Consider the following 18,925-nt stretch of genomic DNA (forward strand, 5'->3'; position numbering starts at 1 on the left):
CTTATCGGAAATTTAAAGGTGTGTTGCACTTCACTTTTGAGGCTGCCGGGGCTAGCGGGCGTTTAGACCTTCAAAGCAAGTGCCCAGCACCATCGACACGATTTGTTCATCGGTGTACAGGCCGCCCATGCGCAAGAACTCCAGCACCGGGTCGCAGGCTCGGGCAAAGAAGATGTACAAAATAGCAATCGCAGGCAAGTCCGGGTTGAGATCACCCGAAGCTTGGGCAGCCTCTATCCACGCCCCCAACCGGTCACTCACGTCCATCAGGCCGTCCATGTAGTCCTTGTTGGCAATCAGCGTCGCCCGCAACGTGGAGTTCTGGCTCGGCAAGGACGGCATGTCGCCCGCCAATTTCACCTCCAGCGTCCAGCGCACCACAGCCCGCAAATTGTCCAGCGGCTTGGCGTTGGGTGGCAAGGCCCGGATGTAGCTCTGCGCCCGGCGCATCACGCCCACCATGGCCGCTGCCGCGAGTTCTTCCTTGCTTGAAAAGTGCTTGTAGAGGCTGGCTTTGGCAATACCAACCTGGGCTGCCACCTCGTCCACCGTCATGGCCTCAAATCCCTTTTCGGCCAGCAACCGGTTCACGGTCGCAATGATGGCCACCTCCCGGGCCTTGAGCATTTGTTGTTTGAAGGAGGTTTTGATGACGGGGGCAAGGTTCATCCTCAAATTTTAGCCAAGGGTGTAATAACCCGCGATTTCAATGCCGTTGCCGCTGCCGTGGTCAAGGCCGTCGTCAGGGCGTCCAACACGGCTGAATCGAGGTTCCAGCAATGCCAATACAGGTCCACCGGCAAGGCCTGACCGGGGGCAATATCCACCAAGCGGCCGCTTTGCAAATGCTCGCGCACCTGCAATTCAGGCAGCACGCTCACGCCCCACCCGGCCAGCACCGCACGCACCTGGCCTTCGGAACTGGGCACATACAACTGACTCAGCGCCACATGCTTGAGGCTGAAGGCGCGCCCCACGAACTCGGCCTGCAAATCGTCCTTGCGGTTAAACGCCACGAACGGCATGGACCGAAAGTTGTGCGGCGACAAACCACCCGGACAATGCTCACTGGCATAGCCCGCCTCGGCTACGGCGACATAGTTCATGGCGCCCAGCGGCATCATCTTGCAACTGCGCAAGGCTTGCTTGAGCGTGGTGACACAACCAAGAACTTGCCCTTCACGCAACCAGTCATGGGTGAAATCCTGGTCATCGGTGATGATCTCCAGCCCCAGGCCCTGACGTGCCAGCGTACTCAAGGCCGGTAAGGCCCAAGTAGCGATGCTGTCGGCGTTGATGGCAATCGAGATCCGCTCCTCGTCGCGCCCACTGCCCGCGGCACCCGGTGCGAGGTCTTTCAGGTCGCGCTCCAGATCGGCCCGCAGCAGGCGCATCTGCATCGCGTGCTTGAGCAGCAGGCGCCCGGCCGAGGTGGCCTTGAGCGGACGACTGCGCACGATCAGCACCGTCCCGACTTGCACTTCGAGCGAACGCAGTCGCTGCGACACCGCCGACTGGGTGATCGAGAGCCGCACAGCTGCGCGCTCAAAACCGCCTTCTTCAACGATGGCGGCGAGGCATTCCAGGGCATTGGGATCAAACGTGCTCATGCGAACCACCTTAATAAGAATAACTAATGATTTCTGAGAAAGTTTAATCTTACTTTTCAACTTGCGTGACTTCCACGACACTGCAAAGCATGAAAATTACCATTCTTGGCGCCGGAATTATTGGCGTGAGCACCGCCTGGCATCTTTTGGAGCAAGGCCACGAGGTGACCGTTGTGGAGCGTCAACCCGACGCGGCCATGGAAACCAGTTTTGCCAACGCGGCACAAATCTCGGTCAGCTACTGCGAGCCCTGGGCCAACCGCGATGCGCCACTGAAAGCACTGAAGTGGATGTTCAGCAACGAAGCCCCTTTGCTGTTTAGGCCCAAACTGGACTGGCAACAGTGGCGCTGGAGCCTGCAGTTTTTGAGCCAGTGCAATGACGCCGCCTTTGAGCGCAATGTGCAACAACTGGTCGCCCTGGGCGCCTTCAGCCACGCCGCGCTGAAAGACCTGGTGCGCGCCACCGGCATCGAGTACCAACGCTTGGAGCACGGCATTGCCCACTACTACACCGACCAGAAATCGTTCGACACGGCGGGCGATGCCGCCGCGCTGATGCGCAAGTACGGCGTCTCGCGCAAGGTGGTGAACCGTGAGGAATTGCTGCGGATCGAGCCGGCTTTTAAACAATTTGCGCACCGCATCGTGGGTGGCACGTTTACCGCCAGCGACGAAAGCGGCGACGCCCGCGTGTTCACCCAGGCGCTGGCACAACGCTGCATCGCCCGCGGCGCCGAATTTCTCTACGCACATGACGTCGTGCACCTGAACAAAAGCGGCGACGCTATTGAATCAATAGCTATTAGCGCACGTAACACGGGGGCTACAGGCTCAAATGATCTAAAAGTATTACGCCACCTGAAAGCCGATCAGTTTGTCGTGGCTTGCGGCTCCTACACCGCGCCGCTGCTGCGCACCGTCGGGGTTGACCTGCCGATCTACCCGGGCAAGGGCTACAGTGCCACCTTCCCGATTTTGCGACCCGAGGCCGCCCCGCGAGTCTCCACCATTGACGACGAAAAGAAAATCGCCATCAGCCGCCTGGGCAACCAACTGCGCGTCGCCGGCACGATCGAGGTCGGCGGCTACGACCTGACGCTGAACTCTACCGTGGCCCGTGCCCGTTGCCAGATGTTGTCAGACCGGATAGAAGCCGTGCTGCCGGGCGTTTGCGACACGCGCAACGAAGCTCAAGGCGGCAACCCGCAATACTGGGCCGGTTTGCGCCCGGCCACACCCACCAATATTCCCTACATTGGTAAAACCAAAGTAGGGAAACTATGGGTCAATGCCGGCCACGGCACGCTGGGCTGGACGCAAGGTGCGGGCTCTGGCAAAGCACTCGCAGAACTGATCTGCGGGCGTCAACCCGCGATGGCGTTCGGCTTTCACGGTTTTGCCCCTGCCCAGGAACGCGCCCTGAATTCGATCGCCGTGGCAGGCTGAACCGAGCTGATTGATCTATAGACTTGATAAGCAGCAAGTCAGCCTGATATTGGGGGAACTAAGCTTCGCACAGGAGGTTCCCATGCACCTTGTTCGACAACCCGCTGTGGCGGGCGCCTTTTACCCGGGTCAGGCGTCCGTTTTATCCAATGATGTGCGTTTATTGCTCGCCGAAGCCAAACCAGACGCTGGCCCCGCAGCGCAAGCGCCCAAAGCCTTGATCGTGCCGCATGCCGGCTATATCTACTCGGGCAGCACCGCCGCCCTGGCTTATGCCAGCCTGGCCGGCGGACGCAAATCCATCCGGCGTGTGGTTCTACTGGGGCCGGTGCACCGCGTGGCCGTGCAAGGTTTGGCCCTGCCCGATGTGGACTCGTTTGCCACGCCTTTGGGTCTGGTTGAAATCGACCAGGACGCCATCGCAGCAGTCGCTTCGTTGCCGCAGGTCGTGGTGAACCGCGCCGCCCATGCCCCTGAGCATTCGTTGGAAGTTCAATTGCCTTTCCTGCAACTGGCACTGGATGACTTCAAGCTGGTCCCCTTGGCTGTAGGCGATGCCACACCCGCAGAAGTGGCGCAAGTACTGTCCGCACTTTGGGGTGGCCCCGAGACACTGATCGTGATCAGCTCCGACCTGTCGCACTTCCTGCCCTACCAGGACGCGCAATCAGTCGATCAGGAAACCTTGCAAAGTATTCTGCACTTGAGCAGCACACTCTCACACCACCAGGCCTGCGGCAGCACGCCCATTAACGGCCTATTGCTGGCTGCGCGTCAGCATGGTCTACAGGCTCACCTGTTGGGCGCCTGCAACTCCGGTGACACGGCGGGTGACCGGGCACGGGTGGTGGGCTACGCCGCCATTGCCTTCATGCCAGGGGACCCTGATGCACATTGACGCCAACCCGACAACGAACTTGTCAGCCAAAGTCCAGGCCGGGCAAACATTGCTGGCCGTTGCCCGCGCCGCCATCGCCGAGGCCCTGGGTCAAGCGCCAGCGCCTGTCGACGAAACTGAAGAGGCCCTGCAGAAATTTGGTGCCTGTTTTATTACCCTCACCCAGCAGGGAAGATTGCGGGGATGCATCGGTACGCTGGAGGCCAGGCGAACGCTGCTGGCCGATATCAAGGCCAACGCCGTGGCCGCTGCTTTGCAGGATCACCGCTTCGAGCCGCTGACACCGGCCGAACTGTCCACGACCGACATCGAAGTGTCACTGCTGTCCTCCATGCAACCCATGCACTTTGACAGCGAGGTGCAAGCGCTCCAGCAGTTACGCCCCGGCATTGATGGTGTGGTGTTTGAATTCGGCCACCACCGCAGCACTTTTTTACCGCAAGTATGGGAGCAGTTGCCGACAGCGCCCGAGTTCATGGCGCACCTCAAACACAAAGCCGGTCTGGCGCCAGATTTCTGGGCCCCCGGTATCAGGTTGCACCGCTACACCGTCACCAAATGGAAGGAGCGGGAGTCATCATGACTCCATCCTCAAACTACCCCGCACGCTACTGGCACCTGCTGGACGATGGTCGTATGCAGTGCGACCTGTGCCCGCGTGACTGTCGCCTGCATGAAGGCCAACGCGGCGCCTGCTTTGTGCGTCAGCGCGTCGGGGAACAGATGATTCTGACCACCTATGGGCGCTCGTCTGGTTTTTGCATCGACCCGATCGAAAAGAAGCCGCTCAACCATTTCTACCCCGGCAGTAGCGTGCTTTCGTTTGGCACAGCCGGATGCAATCTGGCCTGCAAGTTTTGCCAGAACTGGGACATCAGCAAATCGCACGACATGGACAAGCTGATGGACCAGGCCTCGGCTGAAACCATCGCGACTGAGGCCGTCAAACATGGCTGCAAGAGTGTGGCTTTCACCTACAACGACCCGGTCATTTTTGCCGAGTACGCCATGGACGTGGCCGACGCCTGTCACGCGCGCGGGGTGCAGACGGTGGCCGTCACGGCGGGCTACATGCACGACCAGCCCCGGCGGGACTTCTACGCCAAGATGGACGCCGCCAATGTCGACCTGAAGGCGTTTACCGAAGACTTCTACTTCAAGCTCACCGGCTCGCATCTGCAACCGGTGCTCGACACACTGGTCTACCTCAAGCGCGAAACCAAGGTGTGGTTCGAGATCACCACGCTGCTCATTCCCGGCCACAACGACAGCTCTGAGGAAATAGGGGCCATGTGCCAGTGGATCATGAAAGAGCTTGGCCCCGATGTGCCCTTGCACTTCTCGGCCTTTCACCCCGACTACAAAATGCCGGATGTACCCGCCACCCCACCCGCTACGATGGTACGCGCCCGCGACATCGCCCTCAAAGCCGGCCTGCATTACGTTTACACCGGCAACGTGCACAACATCGAAGGCGACACCACCTTTTGCCACCACTGCCATGCCCCGTTGATCGTGCGCGACTGGTACCAGATCAACCACTACCGACTGACACCGCAAGGCCACTGCCCGCACTGCAGCACCGCCCTGGCCGGTCGTTTTGATGAAAAGGCCGGTCACTTCGGCCGAAGACGCATTCCTATCGCCATGCCTGATTGACTCAATCTGGAAACCCATGCAACTCGCCACCACACAACTCATCAGTCTGGCGGTGGACAGCGTCCACTTGGAAGGCATGCTCGAACTGCCCGTCAACGCGCGCGGCATCGTTTTGTTTGCCCATGGCAGCGGCAGCAGTCGGCACAGTCCACGCAACAATTTTGTAGCGCGTGTGTTCCATGAAAAAGGCATGGGCACGCTCTTGCTCGATTTGCTCACCCTGGCCGAGAACCTGGACTACCAGACGCGGTTTGATATTCCCTTGTTGACGCACCGCTTGCTGGTCGCCACACGCTGGATCAAGCAGCACACACCCACTCAAAGCATATCTATCGGTTACTTTGGTGCCAGCACCGGGGCAGCGGCCGCACTGCAAGCGGCGGCTGCACTCAGGGAGGACATCATGGCGGTGGTGTGTCGCGGCGGCCGACCAGACTTGGCGGGCCAGCATGACCTAACCAAGGTCACCGCCCCCACACTGTTACTGGTCGGCGGGCGAGATGAAGAAGTGATTGACCTCAACCAACGGGCCTATACCCTTCTGCCCTGCACCAAGGAAATGATGATCGTGCCCGGTGCCACGCATCTGTTTGAGGAACCTGGCGCCCTGCAAGAGGTAGCACGCCAGGCAGCCAACTGGTTCAGCCAGTACCTGACCTCCTGAAAGCCTTTGGACAGCTCTATTTTTCAATTGCTTTTCAGCAGCTCATAGACTTCCTCGTCACACACTTGCGGGAAGTTTCGGTAGAACTGCCCAACCGCCTGGAAAATTTGGGGTGTTTCAATGCACGCCACCTCATCTGCCAGTTCGGCCACTTTGACCAAAGTGTCGGGCGGCGACACCGGAACGGCACAAATCAACCAGGCTGGCTTGGCAGTTCGCAGTCCGTGCAGCGCTGCGATCATGGTGGCACCGGTGGCCAGACCGTCATCTACCACAATAACGATTCGCCCAGCCGGGTTAATCGGCGGTCGAATCGGCGTGTACTGGGCGCGGCGCTGCCGAATGGTTTCAATCTGCACCTGCTTCTCTGCATCAATGTATTTGGAATCAGCGCCATAGAACTTGGCGAAATCAGCGGCAAATGTCCAGCCACTTTCATTGACCGAACCTATGGCAAGCTCGGGCTGATTCGGCGCTCGCAACTTGCGCACCAGCACCACATCCAACTCACCCGCCAGCGCATCCGCAATGATTTTCGCTATCGGCACAGCGCCTCTGGGAATGGCCAGCACCAACGGGTTTCTTCCTTTGTAGGCAATCAGTCTCGTCACGAGGCGATGCGCTGCATCGGTGCGATCAAGAAACATACAACCACTGAGCCCTGGCGAGCTACATTTCCTGGATTCGCGCGAGGTAGTCCAACACGGCGCCGATGCGGTTGCGCACATGAATTTCCTGGGGTTGCGTGTCTTCAGACCGGAATACATTCCCCCAAACCGGCATTTCGCGGGCTCCGTGCGAGCCAATCATGACTGACGTCCGGCCATCAATTGTTTCCCAGATCCGCTGACTGGGGAACACCCCCGCATTGCGTTTGGCCAGCGTGGTGAGGTCGCTAGGTGGCTTTGTGAGGTAGGCGCGCATGCTGCCATCTCCTTTGCCTGAGGCACCGTGACAACTGGCGCAACTTGACTCAAATTCCACTTTTCCAAAGTCAACTCTGGACTGCGCAAACCCGGGGCGACTCAAACAACCCAGGACCAGTATCGACCCGAACATAACGATATGTACCTTATTCATGACTCATCTCCTTGCTGTTAAAAATTACCCTGAACAGGATGGAGTTTCCTATGTGATGCCGTTAAAAATTTGATTATTCGCAATGCAATGAAGCAAGCCGTGGCTATTCTGAACAGACAGATTCTTCACTTTTTTCCTAACCAGGAGCTGCCGTGAAAACCGATTCAGACCTCAAAAAAGATGTGCTTTCAGAGTTATCGTGGGACCCACTGGTGCCCGAGGCAAGGGTTGGTGTTTCAGTCAATGACGGGGTAGTGACCTTGACCGGTCATCTGGACACCTACTCTGAAAAAGTAGCGTCCAAGCGCGCCGTAGAACGAGTTTCTGGTGTGAAGGCGATTGCGGTTGAACTTGATGTAGTTCCGGTAGGAATACACCAACGTAGCGACACCGAAATTGCCACCGCTGTTGAACATGTGCTGGGCTGGAATACCTCGGTGCCGCAAGACCGTATCAAGGTGACTGTCGAAAAAGGCTGGGTCACGCTGAGTGGCGAACTGGACTGGAATTTTCAACGGCGCGCTGTGGAACGCATGATCCGACCACTTAAAGGTGTACTGGGGATTACCGACAACATCCGGCTCAAGACACTGCCCATCTCGGTCAATCTTTCGGCCCGGATTCAAGATGCGCTGACGCGTCAGGCCATGCGCGAAGCACGCCGAATTGAGATCGCGGTGGACGGCAGCGTGGTGACCTTGAGCGGCCATGTGCACTCCTGGGCAGAACGCAATGCCGCTGAAGGTGCTACCTGGTCAGCGCCCGGCGTAAGCCGCGTGGTTAATCAATTGGTGATTGAGGCTTAGCGCGCACATGTCTACTCAACTCAAAGACTTTGCCACGACGGTGGTGGCCGTGGTGGAGCCAGAGACTGCCGCCCTGGTAGTCGCCAAAATCATGCGCCAGCATCATGTGGGGGCTTTGGTGGTGGTGGACGCTCAGGAGAAATCTCGTCCTGTAGGAATCCTCACCGACCGCGACCTGGTGCTGGAACTGATGGCCGAGGGACTGGACCCGGCGGTATTCACAGCGGGTGACATCATGACTGTTGATTTGGTCACCGCCACCCCAGAAATGGACGCCATGGAGGCGGTGCAGTTGATGAAGAAACACCGGCTGCGGCGACTGATTCTGATTGACGGTGAAGGCCGCTTGGTGGGCATCATCACGATGGAGGATGTGCTGGAACTGTTGACACGTGAGTTGGCCGACCTGACCGCAGGCCTGGCCGGCGCCAGGGACCGGGAAGTGGTCGAGCGCACCTGAAAGTCGGCTATGGAGCGATCGCCAGTTATTCACAAATCACCCTCTTCGGTTTCCGTACAACCCTATTGGGCGGACTATGAGGGCGAACGCCAACGGGACGTCTGGGCTCTGGCCCGCAACGCGCTGCAAGGACTGCCTGATGGCGGCCTGAACATGGGCTTCGAGGCGGTGGATCTTCACGCGTTTGGCGCCTTGCATGACCGGGTTGCCCTGCGCTTTGTGGCACGCAATGCCCCTGCGGTCGACCTGAGCTACAGCCAACTGGCACGCGAAACCAATCGCTTTGCCAACATGCTGAAGAGTCTCGGTATTGGCAAGGGCGACCGTTTGTTTGTATTGACCGGGCGCATTCCCGAGTTGTACATCGCCGTGCTGGGGGCGCTCAAGAATGGCACCGTGGTCACGCCCTTGTTCTCGGCGTTTGGTCCGGAGCCGATTGCCACCCGCATCAAACTCGGTAGTGGCCAAATACTGGTCACCACCGATCTACTTTACCAGCGCAAAATCAAACAGATCAGAGCGCAACTACCCTCACTGCGCCATGTCTTGCTGGTGAGCGAGGAGGGCGGTATCACCCATGAGCCCGACACGCTGGATCTGGGTCAATGCCTAGCCGCTGCCTCGAATATCTTTACCACCGTCAACACCGGTCCTGATGACCCGGCTTTACTGCATTTCACCAGCGGTACCACCGGGACACCGAAGGGTGCTTTGCATGTGCATGGCGCTGTCGTCACCCACTGGGCGACTGGCCGTTACGCACTTGATTTGCACCCACAGGATCGCTACTGGTGCACCGCCGACCCGGGTTGGGTGACAGGCACGTCCTACGGCATCATCGCGCCCTTGCTGCAAGGTGTAACTTCGTTGATTGACCGCGAGGAATTTGATGCAGAGCGCTGGTACACGCTTCTTGAGCAGGAGCGCATCAGCGTCTGGTACACCGCACCCACGGCGATACGCATGCTGATGAAGTCGGGCGCTGCGCTGGCCCAACAGCATGCCTATCCGGCACTTCGTTTTATCGCCAGCGTGGGGGAACCCCTCAACCCGGAGGCGGTCTGGTGGGGCCTGGATGCGTTTGGCCTGCCGATTCATGACAACTGGTGGCAGACCGAGACGGGCGGCATCATGATTGCCAACACGCCCGCGTTTGACATCAAACCCGGCTCGATGGGGCGACCCCTGCCGGGCGTTGAAGCCTTCATCGTCCGCCATCTGGAGACCGAAGGTGAGCTGCCCCGCGTATGTGTTGTTGACAAGCCGGATGTGGAGGGTGAGCTGGCCTTGCGTGCGGACTGGCCGTCGATGTTTCGCGGTTATTTAAACAACATGGAACGCTATAACAAGTGCTTCGATGCCGACCTTTACCTGACCGGCGACCTGGCCAGGCGCGATGCCGATGGCTACTACTGGTTTATTGGCCGCACCGACGATGTGATCAAGTCCGCAGGGCATTTGATTGGCCCGTTTGAGGTTGAAAGCGTGTTGATGGAACACCCGGCCGTGGCCGAGGCCGGGGTGATCGGCAAGCCTGATGCGGTGGTTGGCGAGGTGGTGAAAGCTTTTGTTTCCCTCAAAAATGGTTTCACGCCGGGTGACGCCCTGCGCATGGACATCTCGGCCCACGCCCGCAAACGCTTGGGGGCAGCCGTGGCCCCCAAAGAGATTGCCTTTTTGCCCTCGCTGCCGCGCACACGCAGCGGCAAGATCATGCGCCGGTTGCTGAAAGCCCGCGAACTCGGCCTGCCCGAAGGCGATACCTCGACACTCGAAGGTGGCGCATGAATGCCTTTCAGGTGCCAGCGCCCCCTACGGGTCCCGTTCCGTGGGACAAGGCCTTTGCACTGGCCCGCTTGTCCGATATGTTGCGCATCCGCCGTATGGAGGAGAAGGCGGCCGAACTCTATGGCCAACAAAAAATCCGTGGCTTCCTTCACCTCTACATTGGCGAAGAAGCCGTTGCCAGCGGTGCCCTGTGCGCCTTGCGCGCGGGTGACAACGTTGTTTGCACCTACCGCGAACACGGCCACGCTTTGCTGCGCGGTGTCGCCATGAACGCCATCATGGCGGAGATGTATGGCAAACAGGAAGGCTGCTCGCGGGGGCGTGGCGGCTCGATGCATCTGTTTGATCGCGCGACCCACTTTTATGGAGGCCAGGGCATTGTTGGCGGCGGCCTGCCACTGGCGACCGGTCTGGCACTGGCCGACAAGATGTCCAAGCGCCCCGGGGCCGTCAGCAACCCGTTCGAGAAGCGCGAGGGCGGGCCTTTGACGGCTTGCTTTTTCGGTGAGGGCGCGATGGCCGAAGGCGCATTTCACGAGTCCATGAACCTGGCCGCCTTATGGCAATTGCCGGTTCTGTTTTGCTGCGAAAACAATCTCTATGCCATGGGCACGGCGCTGGCGCGCTCGGAGTCTCAAACCGATTTATGCCGAAAAGCAGCCTCCTATGGCATGACCACGGAACGGGTCGACGGCATGGATGTCGTGGCGGTGCATGAGGTTGTCAAACGCGCCGCTCATCAAGTGCGACACGACGCGAGGCCGGTGTTCATGGAACTCCAAACCTTTCGCTTTCGCGCCCACTCCATGTTTGACCCCGAGCTGTACCGCGACAAGCAGGAAGTGGAAGCCTGGAAGACGCGGGGGCCCATTCACACCTACACGGCGCGCCTGAAGTCGCAGGGCTTGCTGTCTGAAACCGAATTTCTGGCGCTTGATGCTGCCGCGCAAGCCGAGGTGGACGCTGCCGTGGCCTTTGCCGAAGCCGGCACCTGGGAACCCGTAGAAGATTTGTTGCGCGACGTCACCACGCCCCAAGGAGCCCCCTGATGCCACGCCGCCTCTCTTACCGCGAGGCCCTGCGTGAGGCACTGCGCGAGGCCTTGTTGGCTGACCCACGGGTGTTTTTGATGGGCGAGGATGTGGGTCGCTATGGCGGAACCTACGCCGTCTCCAAAGGGTTGCTGGAGGAGTTTGGCCCCGAGCGAATTCGCGACACGCCACTTTCAGAACTCGGTTTTGTGGGGGCCGGTGTGGGTGCTGCGCTGGGTGGCATGCGCCCGATTGTCGAAATCATGACCGTCAATTTCAGCCTGTTGGCGCTTGACCCGATTGTCAACACCGCCGCCATGCTGCGCCACATGTCGGGCGGTCAGTTTTCGGTGCCTATCGTGATCCGCATGGCCACCGGTGCCGGGCGCCAAGTGGCGGCGCAGCATTCCAATAGTTTTGAGGGCTGGTATGCCCATGTGCCAGGCCTGCGGGTGCTGTCTCCGGCCACGGCAGAAGACGCGCGCGGCATGCTGGCTGCGGCCTTGGCCGACCCGGACCCGGTGCTGATTTTTGAACACGCCCAGCTCTACAACCTGGAAGGCGACGTGCCAGACCACACCGTTGTTGACATTTGCAGTGCCCGTGTGCGGCTTGCTGGCACCGACGTCAGTCTGATCACTTTTGGCGGCTGCCTGCCCAAAGCCATTCAGGCCGCCGAGCAACTGGCAATGCTGGGTATCTCCGCTGAAGTGATTGACCTGAGGGTGCTGCGCCCGCTCGACGACGCCACCGTGATGACCTCGGTTCGCAAGTGCCGCCGTGCCGTGGTCATTGACGAAGGATGGCGTACCGGCAGCCTGGCCGCCGAGGTGATGGCACGCATCAGCGAACAGGCCTTCTTTGACCTGGATGCCCCCTTGGCACGGGTCTGCAGCGAAGAAGTGCCGATCCCTTATGCCCGCCACATGGAAGAAGCCGCCCTGCCTCAGGCAAGCAAAATAGTAGCCGCTGTTCAAGCGCTGCTGGGGAGCGCGCCATGATCGAATTCAAGCTCCCCTCACTTGGCGCGGACATGGACGAAGGCACGCTACTCACATGGCACGTCAAGCCAGGCGACACGCTTAAACGGGGACAGGTGGTGGCCGTGGTGGACACTTCCAAAGCAGCGGTTGATGTTGATATCTGGCATGAGGGTGTGCTGCATGAGCTGCTGGTGCATCCGGGTGAAAAAGTGCCCGTGGGCACCGTGCTGGCCCGACTACTGGAACCGGGTGAAGTGGCAGCCACTGCCGTGGATGCGCCCGCTATCGCCGCGCATGCAAGCCGTCGCGCCGTGTCGCCCTCGGCTCGACGCCGCGCCAAAGAACTGGGCGTGAATGTTGAGTCCGTCAAAGGAAGTGGCGCCCAAGGCGCCGTCACACTGGCCGATATTGAGGCGGCGGCGCATGCCACCACCGCCACGCCGGACCGTCAGACGGAGATGCGCAAAGCCATTGCAGCCGCCATGAGCCGCTCCAAGCGCGAGATTCCCCACTACTACCTTGCCGAGACCATTCCTATGGCCAACGCATTAGATTGGCTCCAGCAGCACAACAAGGACCGGCCCATCACCGAGCGCCTGCTGCCCGCCGTGTTGCTGCTCAAGGCGGTAGCACTCGCGCTGCAACGCACACCGGAACTCAACGGGTTTTTCCGGGAGGGGCAGTTTATGCCCAGCGCGGCCGTGCATACCGGTGTGGCGATCTCACTGCGCGGTGGCGGACTGGTCGCCCCTGCGCTGCACGATGTTGACAACAAGCCCCTGCCACTCCTCATGCAGGAACTGGCCGACCTTGTCAAGCGCGCACGGGCCGGCTCGCTGCGCAGCTCAGAGATGAGCGACCCCACTCTCACCGTGACCAACCTGGGCGACCAGGGTGTGGAGTCTGTGTTCGGCGTCATCTACCCGCCTCAGGTCGCCTTGGTAGGCTTTGGTTCTCTGACAACGCGGCCCTGGGTGGTGGACGGCAAGGTGCGCGCGCAACCCTTGCTGTGTGCCAGCCTGGCCGCAGATCACCGGGCGTCTGATGGACACCGGGGCGCTTTGTTTCTGGCTGAGTTGCGCGATGTCTTGCAACGACCGGAGTCCCTTGACGCCACCGCCACACAAGCCTCCGTCCAGTAAGGAGCAAGCCCATGAAAACCGATCGTGAAACCCTGCAAAAAGATGTGGTCCAACTCTTGTCTGCCATTGCCCCTGAACTTGAAACTGACGCGATGAAGCCTGACCAGCCCCTGCGCCATTGGGTCGATCTGGACTCCATGGACTGGCTGAATTTCCTGGTCAGCCTGCATGAGCACTATGGTGTGATCATTCCGGAATCTAACTACGCCAAACTGGTCACGTTGAATGATGTGGTTAACTACCTGCAGAAAAAACGCATTTGACGCACGGTGTTCCAATGCAGTCACCATGAATGAAAAAATACACCAGCTACTCGATCAGATTAGCGCGCTTGAAGACGACTTACTCAAGGCAGTGCAAGAACAGGAGGCCAGCGCCCTGTTCCACATCAAGGGCAAGCGGGTGGAGTTTGAGGCCTCAGTTCGTCAGGCTCACCGCCAGCTCAAAAACAGTTTTTTCAGGTGGCTGGTCACCAACCGGCCACAGAATCTCATCACCGGCCCCATCATCTACAGCATGATCTTTCCGATGCTGATTCTGGACCTGTGTGTGAGTTTCTTCCAGGCCACCTGTTTTCCGATTTACGGCATCGTCAAGGTGCGCCGCAGTGACTACATCGTGTTTGACCGCCAGCAACTGGAGTACCTCAACTTCATCGAGAAGTTTCACTGTACCTACTGCGCCTACGGCAACGGCTTGATGGCCTATGTGAGTGAGATTGTGGGGCGCACCGAAGAGTATTTTTGCCCGATCAAACACGCACGCAAGGTGCTGGGCAACCACTCCCGCTATGCCCGTTTTCTGGGCTACGGCGAAGCGACCGACTACGCTGCCAAGCTGGAGAAATTTCGGGTGGGCCTGGGCAAGGCAACTCCACCCAAAACCCCTTAAGCCGTCCTCAATCGACCAAGCTCAACTGCTCCGCCGCTTTGGGTTTTAACGGATGACCCACAGTCTGCGACAGCAGCACTTGCTGGTCGTTATTCAACCCCATGGCCTGCGCCAGTACATCACGATCCAGCCAGGCGCGAATCACGGTCGCCAACCCGGCCGACGCGCAATACAGGTAGACGTTTTGCGCCATGGCACCGGCCGCCGCACTGGCATAGGCCTCGCGGTGCGCCACGGGCACCAACTTCATACGGGAATAGTCCGCCACAAACACCAGGTCCAGTGGCGCGGTGTCGACAAAGTCCTGGTAGCCGGTGACTCGGCGCACATCCATGGGGCTCACCAGATGCAGCGTTTGCGTGGATGCTGCATAGCGGAACAAGCCGCTGGGCAAGGCCACGAACACATCCACTTCTTGCGCGTTCATGGCGCTGGGCACGGTGCGCCCGCCCAACTCGGGCCGGTTCACCCCGGCGGTGGCCCACAGCAAGTCAGAGAGCATTTGTAAAGGCAAGGGTTCAGGGTCAAACTCGCGCTGCGACTGGCGTTGCGCCAGGGCTTTCATCAGTGGAATGCCGCCCGTGGTATTGGCCGCCGGCAAGTAAGTCGTGTTGAGCGCGTCGCCCAATGCCGGTTCTGGTTTGAGTTGGCCGATCAGGCCCAACGCCATTTTTGTCAGAGTGTTCATGTTCTTTCCTTTTGGGTTTTTTTCGTTATTGATGGGCAAAGACTGCCTGCACCACGCGCCCATCGGTGAGCTGGCATTCGCCTTCGCCACCGCCGGCCATGCCACGGGCAGGGTCTGCCAAATGAAAGCGGCAACGCATGCGCGGCTTGCCTTCTGTATCCAGTGTGGCTACCACTTTGCCGGAGTAATGGGTCACAAACCGGGTGATCGGATAAGGCGTTGTCATGGGTCCGCCCCAGTACGGCCAGTCGTACCAACCGTTGTGCCAGTGCGCCCACAAGGGTTCCAGCGATTCACTGCGCGTTTGCTGTGTAATTTGAAAAAATCGACCTGTGTAGATCGCGCCGGGCAGCGTTGCGGTCATGTTGCCAGTGATACCGCCGTCCTTGCTCACCCATTGGAACGCAACCGGCGCTTCTCCGGCACCGGGCCCACTCATTTGGCCGCCACCGGTACCTGTGGTGGTGCAGGCAGATATAACGCCTATTGACACAAGTAGCGCGGCAAGGAGGCGGGTGGTTTTCATGGTGTGTTTACTGTTTTTTTCGCCAATAAGAAGCCCGTCAGCGCTTTCGAACTGACGGGCTTTGGCGGAGGCCCCTAACCCGATGCTTGACCATCCGGCTAGTCTAAGGATGCCTCCATCCGCCCTGGTGTAGAAACACCAGAGAACTCCCCCGAAGGGGAAACCTTACCTTTGTGGTCAGGTCGCTGGCTCAAGCAGTGACCCACTCACGGCTTCACTTTAGAAAATTGACGCAATCTGTGCGTTGACATTTCACAAAAAGGCAAGATTTCCTTCCCTTTTGTGGCTTTAGTTATCTGATCTGCCAAACACAATGCTCATCAACGAGGAGATTCCATGGCGATGCAATACCAGCTCAAAGAAGGCCACTACCATTTATACGACCTGAGCACCCCGGCCAGCACCATCACGGGCGAACACCGTTTGAGGCTCAAGACCGACAACGTGGCGATTGCCTTTGACGCCAGCACCGGCGTGCTGCATGAGCATGGCAGCCCCCTGCGCATTCACTCCTGGGCCAGCACCGCACGCAGACGGTTGTGGGCGGCCGGTTCGCTGGACAGCGCCAACGACATCGTGGTGGTCTCAGGCCCCTTGCCCGTAGACGAGATCAACAAATGCCTGCAGATCAACGGCTACTGCCGCCGGATGTTCAACCGCCTCGCCACGCTGCCCCACGGCAAACTCATCGGGCGTGCCCCAGCCCGAGGTAAGCCTCAATAACACGCGGGTCGGCTGCCAGTTCGGCACTTGGGCCGGACAGCGACACCTCGCCGGTTTCCAGCACGTAGCCGTAATCGGCAATTTGCAGCGCGGCGCGTGCGTTCTGCTCGACCAGCAGGATGGCGACACCGGTCTGTTTCAGTTCGGTGATGATGCGGAAAATTTCCTTGATGATCAGCGGTGCCAGGCCAAGGCTGGGCTCATCAAGCATCAACAACTTTGGCTTGGCCATCAGGGCGCGGCCCATGGCCAGCATCTGGCGCTCACCGCCAGACAGCGTGCCAGCCAGCTGGACGCGGCGCTCATCTAAGCGCGGGAACAGCTCGAAAACCTCGTCCATGGTTTCCATCTGGTCCCGGTGGCCGCTGCGGTAGCGGTCGAAGGCGCCGAGCAGCAGGTTGTCTTCGACGCTCATTTCGGCGAACAATTCACGCTTTTCCGGCACCAGCGTCATGCCTTGGCGGACCAGTGTTTCGACCTCGCGCTCGCGGCCCTGAAGGTGGCCCATGTACACAATCTCGCCCCTGGCAGGCAGCAGGCCCATCAGCGAGGCCAGCAGTGTCGTCTTGCCCGCACCGTTGGGACCGATCACGGTGACGATCTCGCCACGCCGAATGGTCAGGCTCACGTCGTGCAGCGCCTCGACCTTGCCGTAGGTGACGCGCAAGTTCTTCACCTCAAGGATGACCTCGTGGTCGTGCAGGTGCGGATGCTTGTTCATGCTCATTCAACGCCTCCGAGATAGGCTTCGAGCACCTTCGGGTCACGCTGGACTTCCTCCGGCTTGCCCTCGGCAATCTTCTCGCCAAATTCCATGACCACCACGCGATCGGCCAGACCCATGACGAAATCCATGTCGTGCTCGACCAGCAGGATGCCCATGCCTTCGGCGCGCAGCTTGCGCAGCAGCACGGCGAGCGCCTGTTTTTCCTGGTAGCGCAGGCCCGCAGCAGGCTCATCAAGCAGCAGCAAGCAAGGGTCTGACGCCAAGGCACGGGCAATTTCGACGATGCGCTGCTGGCCCAGCGCCAAGCTACCGGCCGGGTCGAACATGTGCGCGGCCAGGCCGACCCGCTCGATCTGGTGGGCCGCTTCGGCGAGCAGGCGATGGTCCTCAACGCGGTCCAGGCGCAGCGCGGCGGCGATCACGCCTTTGCTGCCGCGCAGATGGGCGCCGATGGCCACGTTTTCGATCACGGACATTTGCCCGAGCAGACGCACATGCTGGAAGGTGCGACTCATGCCGCGCTTGGCGATATCGCGTGAACCCATGGCCACGGTCGACTCGCCCAGGAAGGCGATTTTTCCTTCGCTGGCCGGGTCGACCGCTGAAATGCAGTTGAACATCGTGCTCTTGCCGGCGCCGTTGGGGCCGATCAGCGCCATCACTTCGCCCGCGCGCACGCTCAGGTCCATGTTGTTGTTGGCGACCAGGCCGCCGAACCGCTTGGTGACCTCGCTGGCTTCCAGCAACACCTGGCCGGCTGCACTCACCGTGCGTTTTGGCAGCATTTCAGCCTTGGGGACGGTGCGTTGGCGGGCGCCACCGGGCAGCAATTTGACGATGGCCGGCCACAGGCCAGCACGGGCTTTTTGCAGCACGATCACCATGGCGATACCAAAGACAATGATTTCGAAATTGCCACTCTGGCCAAGAATTTGCGGCAACCAGTCCTGCAGCCACTGTTTCAGGACGGTGATCAGCCCGGCGCCCAGCACGGCGCCCCAGACGTGGCCCATGCCCCCCACAACGACCATGAACAGGTATTCAATGCCCTGCGTCAAGGCGAACGGGGTCGGATTGACGAAGCGTTGCAGGTGCGCATACAGCCAGCCTGAGGCACTGGCCAGCAGTGCAGCAATCAGGAAGATGACGATCTTGGTGCGCTGGGTATTGACGCCCATCGCCTCGGCCATCACGACACCGCCGCGCAGCGCGCGAATCGCCCGGCCCTCGCGCGAGTCGAGCAGGTTGCGAATGGCGACGATGGCGAGCAACACGACAAACCAGATCAGGTAATAAAACTGATCGCCGGACTTCAGCTCCCAGCCAAACAGTGACACCGCCGGAATGCTGGTGATGCCGGTGTGACCGCCCAGAAACTCGACATTGCCAAACAGAAAATACAGGCTGATGCCCCAGGCAATGGTGCCCAGCGGCAGGTAGTGCCCGCCCATGCGTAGCGTGATGAAGCCCAGAAAGAGGGCGACTGCGGCGGTGATGGCGAGGCCGATCAACAGCGTCAGCCACGGCGACATGCCATATGTGGTCGTTAGATAAGCGGTGGTGTAGGCGCCCAGGCCCACGAAGGCGGCTTGGCCGAACGAGGTCAGGCCGGCAACACCGGTCAGCAGGACGAGACCGATGGCAACGATGGCGTAGAGGCCGATGTAGTTGAGCAGCGTGATCGAGAACTCGGGCAGCAGACGCGGCGCCACCAGCAGCAGCGCGACGAAAGCGACGAAGGGCGCGTAGCGCAACCAGCGCCGGTTGGCGCGCGTGGACACTGAGTCGGGGTTGACCTCGT

Annotated in this window: 22 protein-coding genes; 14 read left to right on the forward strand and 8 right to left on the reverse strand. The window is 59.9% G+C overall.

What is annotated here, in order from left to right:
- Positions 1-51 precede the first annotated feature (51 nt).
- Together WCG50_RS00005 and WCG50_RS00010 are read right to left on the reverse strand one after the other, a co-directional pair.
- A complete protein-coding gene (locus tag WCG50_RS00005; RefSeq protein ID WP_336897497.1) occupies positions 52-669 on the reverse strand; it encodes a helix-turn-helix domain-containing protein in 618 nt (205 codons plus the stop codon).
- A gap of 2 nt (positions 670-671) precedes the next feature.
- The gene (locus WCG50_RS00010; protein WP_336897498.1) at positions 672-1,610 is read right to left on the reverse strand and encodes a LysR family transcriptional regulator ArgP; all 939 of its coding nucleotides are present in this window, start codon (positions 1,608-1,610) and stop codon (positions 672-674) included.
- An 89-nt stretch (positions 1,611-1,699) separates the two neighbouring features.
- Here WCG50_RS00010 and WCG50_RS00015 point away from each other — a divergent pair, with 89 nt between their 5' ends.
- The 5 genes from WCG50_RS00015 to WCG50_RS00035 all read left to right on the forward strand — a co-directional run bounded on the left by WCG50_RS00015 (position 1,700) and on the right by WCG50_RS00035 (position 6,279).
- On the forward strand, positions 1,700-3,058 hold the full coding sequence (locus WCG50_RS00015; RefSeq protein WP_336897499.1) for a D-amino acid dehydrogenase: 1,359 nt from the start codon (positions 1,700-1,702) through the stop codon (positions 3,056-3,058).
- An 82-nt stretch (positions 3,059-3,140) separates the two neighbouring features.
- Positions 3,141-3,956, forward strand: coding sequence for an AmmeMemoRadiSam system protein B (amrB, locus tag WCG50_RS00020; RefSeq protein ID WP_336897500.1), 816 nt, complete (start codon positions 3,141-3,143; stop codon positions 3,954-3,956).
- Positions 3,946-4,539 carry an AmmeMemoRadiSam system protein A gene (gene amrA, locus WCG50_RS00025; RefSeq protein WP_336897501.1) on the forward strand — a complete coding sequence of 198 codons (594 nt, stop codon included), beginning with the start codon at positions 3,946-3,948 and terminating at the stop codon, positions 4,537-4,539. Before amrB ends, amrA begins: the two co-directional genes overlap by 11 nt.
- Positions 4,536-5,615, forward strand: a complete 1,080-nt coding sequence (gene amrS, locus WCG50_RS00030; protein WP_336897502.1) for an AmmeMemoRadiSam system radical SAM enzyme — start codon at positions 4,536-4,538, stop codon at positions 5,613-5,615. Before amrA ends, amrS begins: the two co-directional genes overlap by 4 nt.
- Positions 5,616-5,631: 16 nt before the next feature.
- Positions 5,632-6,279: an alpha/beta family hydrolase gene (locus WCG50_RS00035; RefSeq protein WP_336897503.1), complete on the forward strand. Its 648-nt coding sequence runs from the start codon at positions 5,632-5,634 to the stop codon at positions 6,277-6,279.
- 23 nt (positions 6,280-6,302) lie between these two features.
- On the opposite strand, the gene WCG50_RS00040 is transcribed toward WCG50_RS00035, so the two are convergent.
- Together WCG50_RS00040 and WCG50_RS00045 are read right to left on the reverse strand one after the other, a co-directional pair.
- A complete protein-coding gene (locus tag WCG50_RS00040; RefSeq protein WP_336897504.1) occupies positions 6,303-6,926 on the reverse strand; it encodes a phosphoribosyltransferase family protein in 624 nt (207 codons plus the stop codon).
- 22 nt (positions 6,927-6,948) lie between these two features.
- Positions 6,949-7,359, reverse strand: a complete 411-nt coding sequence (locus WCG50_RS00045) for a c-type cytochrome (protein ID WP_336897505.1) — start codon at positions 7,357-7,359, stop codon at positions 6,949-6,951.
- Between the two features lie 152 nt (positions 7,360-7,511).
- Between WCG50_RS00045 and WCG50_RS00050 the strand changes: the two genes are divergently transcribed.
- From WCG50_RS00050 to WCG50_RS00085, 8 genes are read left to right on the forward strand one after another with little or no spacing between them, the layout of a single operon-like run.
- The gene (locus WCG50_RS00050) at positions 7,512-8,165 is read left to right on the forward strand and encodes a BON domain-containing protein (protein WP_336897506.1); all 654 of its coding nucleotides are present in this window, start codon (positions 7,512-7,514) and stop codon (positions 8,163-8,165) included.
- Between the two features lie 7 nt (positions 8,166-8,172).
- Positions 8,173-8,625: a CBS domain-containing protein gene (locus tag WCG50_RS00055; RefSeq protein WP_336897507.1), complete on the forward strand. Its 453-nt coding sequence runs from the start codon at positions 8,173-8,175 to the stop codon at positions 8,623-8,625.
- 9 nt (positions 8,626-8,634) lie between these two features.
- Positions 8,635-10,413, forward strand: a complete 1,779-nt coding sequence (acsA, locus tag WCG50_RS00060) for an acetate--CoA ligase (RefSeq protein WP_336897508.1) — start codon at positions 8,635-8,637, stop codon at positions 10,411-10,413.
- Positions 10,410-11,462, forward strand: coding sequence for a pyruvate dehydrogenase (acetyl-transferring) E1 component subunit alpha (gene pdhA, locus WCG50_RS00065; RefSeq protein WP_336897509.1), 1,053 nt, complete (start codon positions 10,410-10,412; stop codon positions 11,460-11,462). Before acsA ends, pdhA begins: the two co-directional genes overlap by 4 nt.
- Positions 11,462-12,445, forward strand: coding sequence for an alpha-ketoacid dehydrogenase subunit beta (locus tag WCG50_RS00070; RefSeq protein ID WP_336897510.1), 984 nt, complete (start codon positions 11,462-11,464; stop codon positions 12,443-12,445). The genes pdhA and WCG50_RS00070 overlap by 1 nt, the downstream gene beginning before the upstream one ends.
- On the forward strand, positions 12,442-13,569 hold the full coding sequence (locus WCG50_RS00075) for a dihydrolipoamide acetyltransferase family protein (RefSeq protein WP_336897511.1): 1,128 nt from the start codon (positions 12,442-12,444) through the stop codon (positions 13,567-13,569). The genes WCG50_RS00070 and WCG50_RS00075 overlap by 4 nt, the downstream gene beginning before the upstream one ends.
- 11 nt (positions 13,570-13,580) lie before the next feature.
- Positions 13,581-13,832 (forward strand): acyl carrier protein, encoded by a 252-nt coding sequence (locus WCG50_RS00080; protein WP_336897512.1) that lies wholly within the window; start codon positions 13,581-13,583, stop codon positions 13,830-13,832.
- Between the two features lie 25 nt (positions 13,833-13,857).
- On the forward strand, positions 13,858-14,460 hold the full coding sequence (locus WCG50_RS00085; protein WP_336897513.1) for a hypothetical protein: 603 nt from the start codon (positions 13,858-13,860) through the stop codon (positions 14,458-14,460).
- Between the two features lie 7 nt (positions 14,461-14,467).
- Here the strand turns inward: WCG50_RS00085 and WCG50_RS00090 are convergent, their stop codons facing one another.
- Both WCG50_RS00090 and WCG50_RS00095 read right to left on the reverse strand, forming a co-directional pair.
- Positions 14,468-15,148: a nitroreductase family protein gene (locus WCG50_RS00090; RefSeq protein WP_336897514.1), complete on the reverse strand. Its 681-nt coding sequence runs from the start codon at positions 15,146-15,148 to the stop codon at positions 14,468-14,470.
- 25 nt (positions 15,149-15,173) lie between these two features.
- The gene (locus WCG50_RS00095) at positions 15,174-15,674 is read right to left on the reverse strand and encodes a hypothetical protein (RefSeq protein WP_336897515.1); all 501 of its coding nucleotides are present in this window, start codon (positions 15,672-15,674) and stop codon (positions 15,174-15,176) included.
- Between the two features lie 336 nt (positions 15,675-16,010).
- Between WCG50_RS00095 and WCG50_RS00100 the strand changes: the two genes are divergently transcribed.
- On the forward strand, positions 16,011-16,397 hold the full coding sequence (locus tag WCG50_RS00100; RefSeq protein ID WP_336897516.1) for a hypothetical protein: 387 nt from the start codon (positions 16,011-16,013) through the stop codon (positions 16,395-16,397).
- On the opposite strand, the gene WCG50_RS00105 is transcribed toward WCG50_RS00100, so the two are convergent.
- Both WCG50_RS00105 and WCG50_RS00110 read right to left on the reverse strand, forming a co-directional pair.
- Entirely contained in the window at positions 16,360-17,118 is a 759-nt protein-coding gene (locus WCG50_RS00105; protein ID WP_336897517.1) for an ABC transporter ATP-binding protein, read from the reverse strand. The two genes, WCG50_RS00100 and WCG50_RS00105, sit on opposite strands and share 38 nt — an antisense overlap.
- 2 nt (positions 17,119-17,120) lie before the next feature.
- Positions 17,121-18,878, reverse strand: a complete 1,758-nt coding sequence (locus WCG50_RS00110; protein WP_336897568.1) for a branched-chain amino acid ABC transporter ATP-binding protein/permease — start codon at positions 18,876-18,878, stop codon at positions 17,121-17,123.
- Positions 18,879-18,925 lie beyond the last annotated feature (47 nt).

This window comes from Rhodoferax sp. (assembly GCF_037143375.1).
GTDB lineage: Bacteria > Pseudomonadota > Gammaproteobacteria > Burkholderiales > Burkholderiaceae_C > Rhodoferax.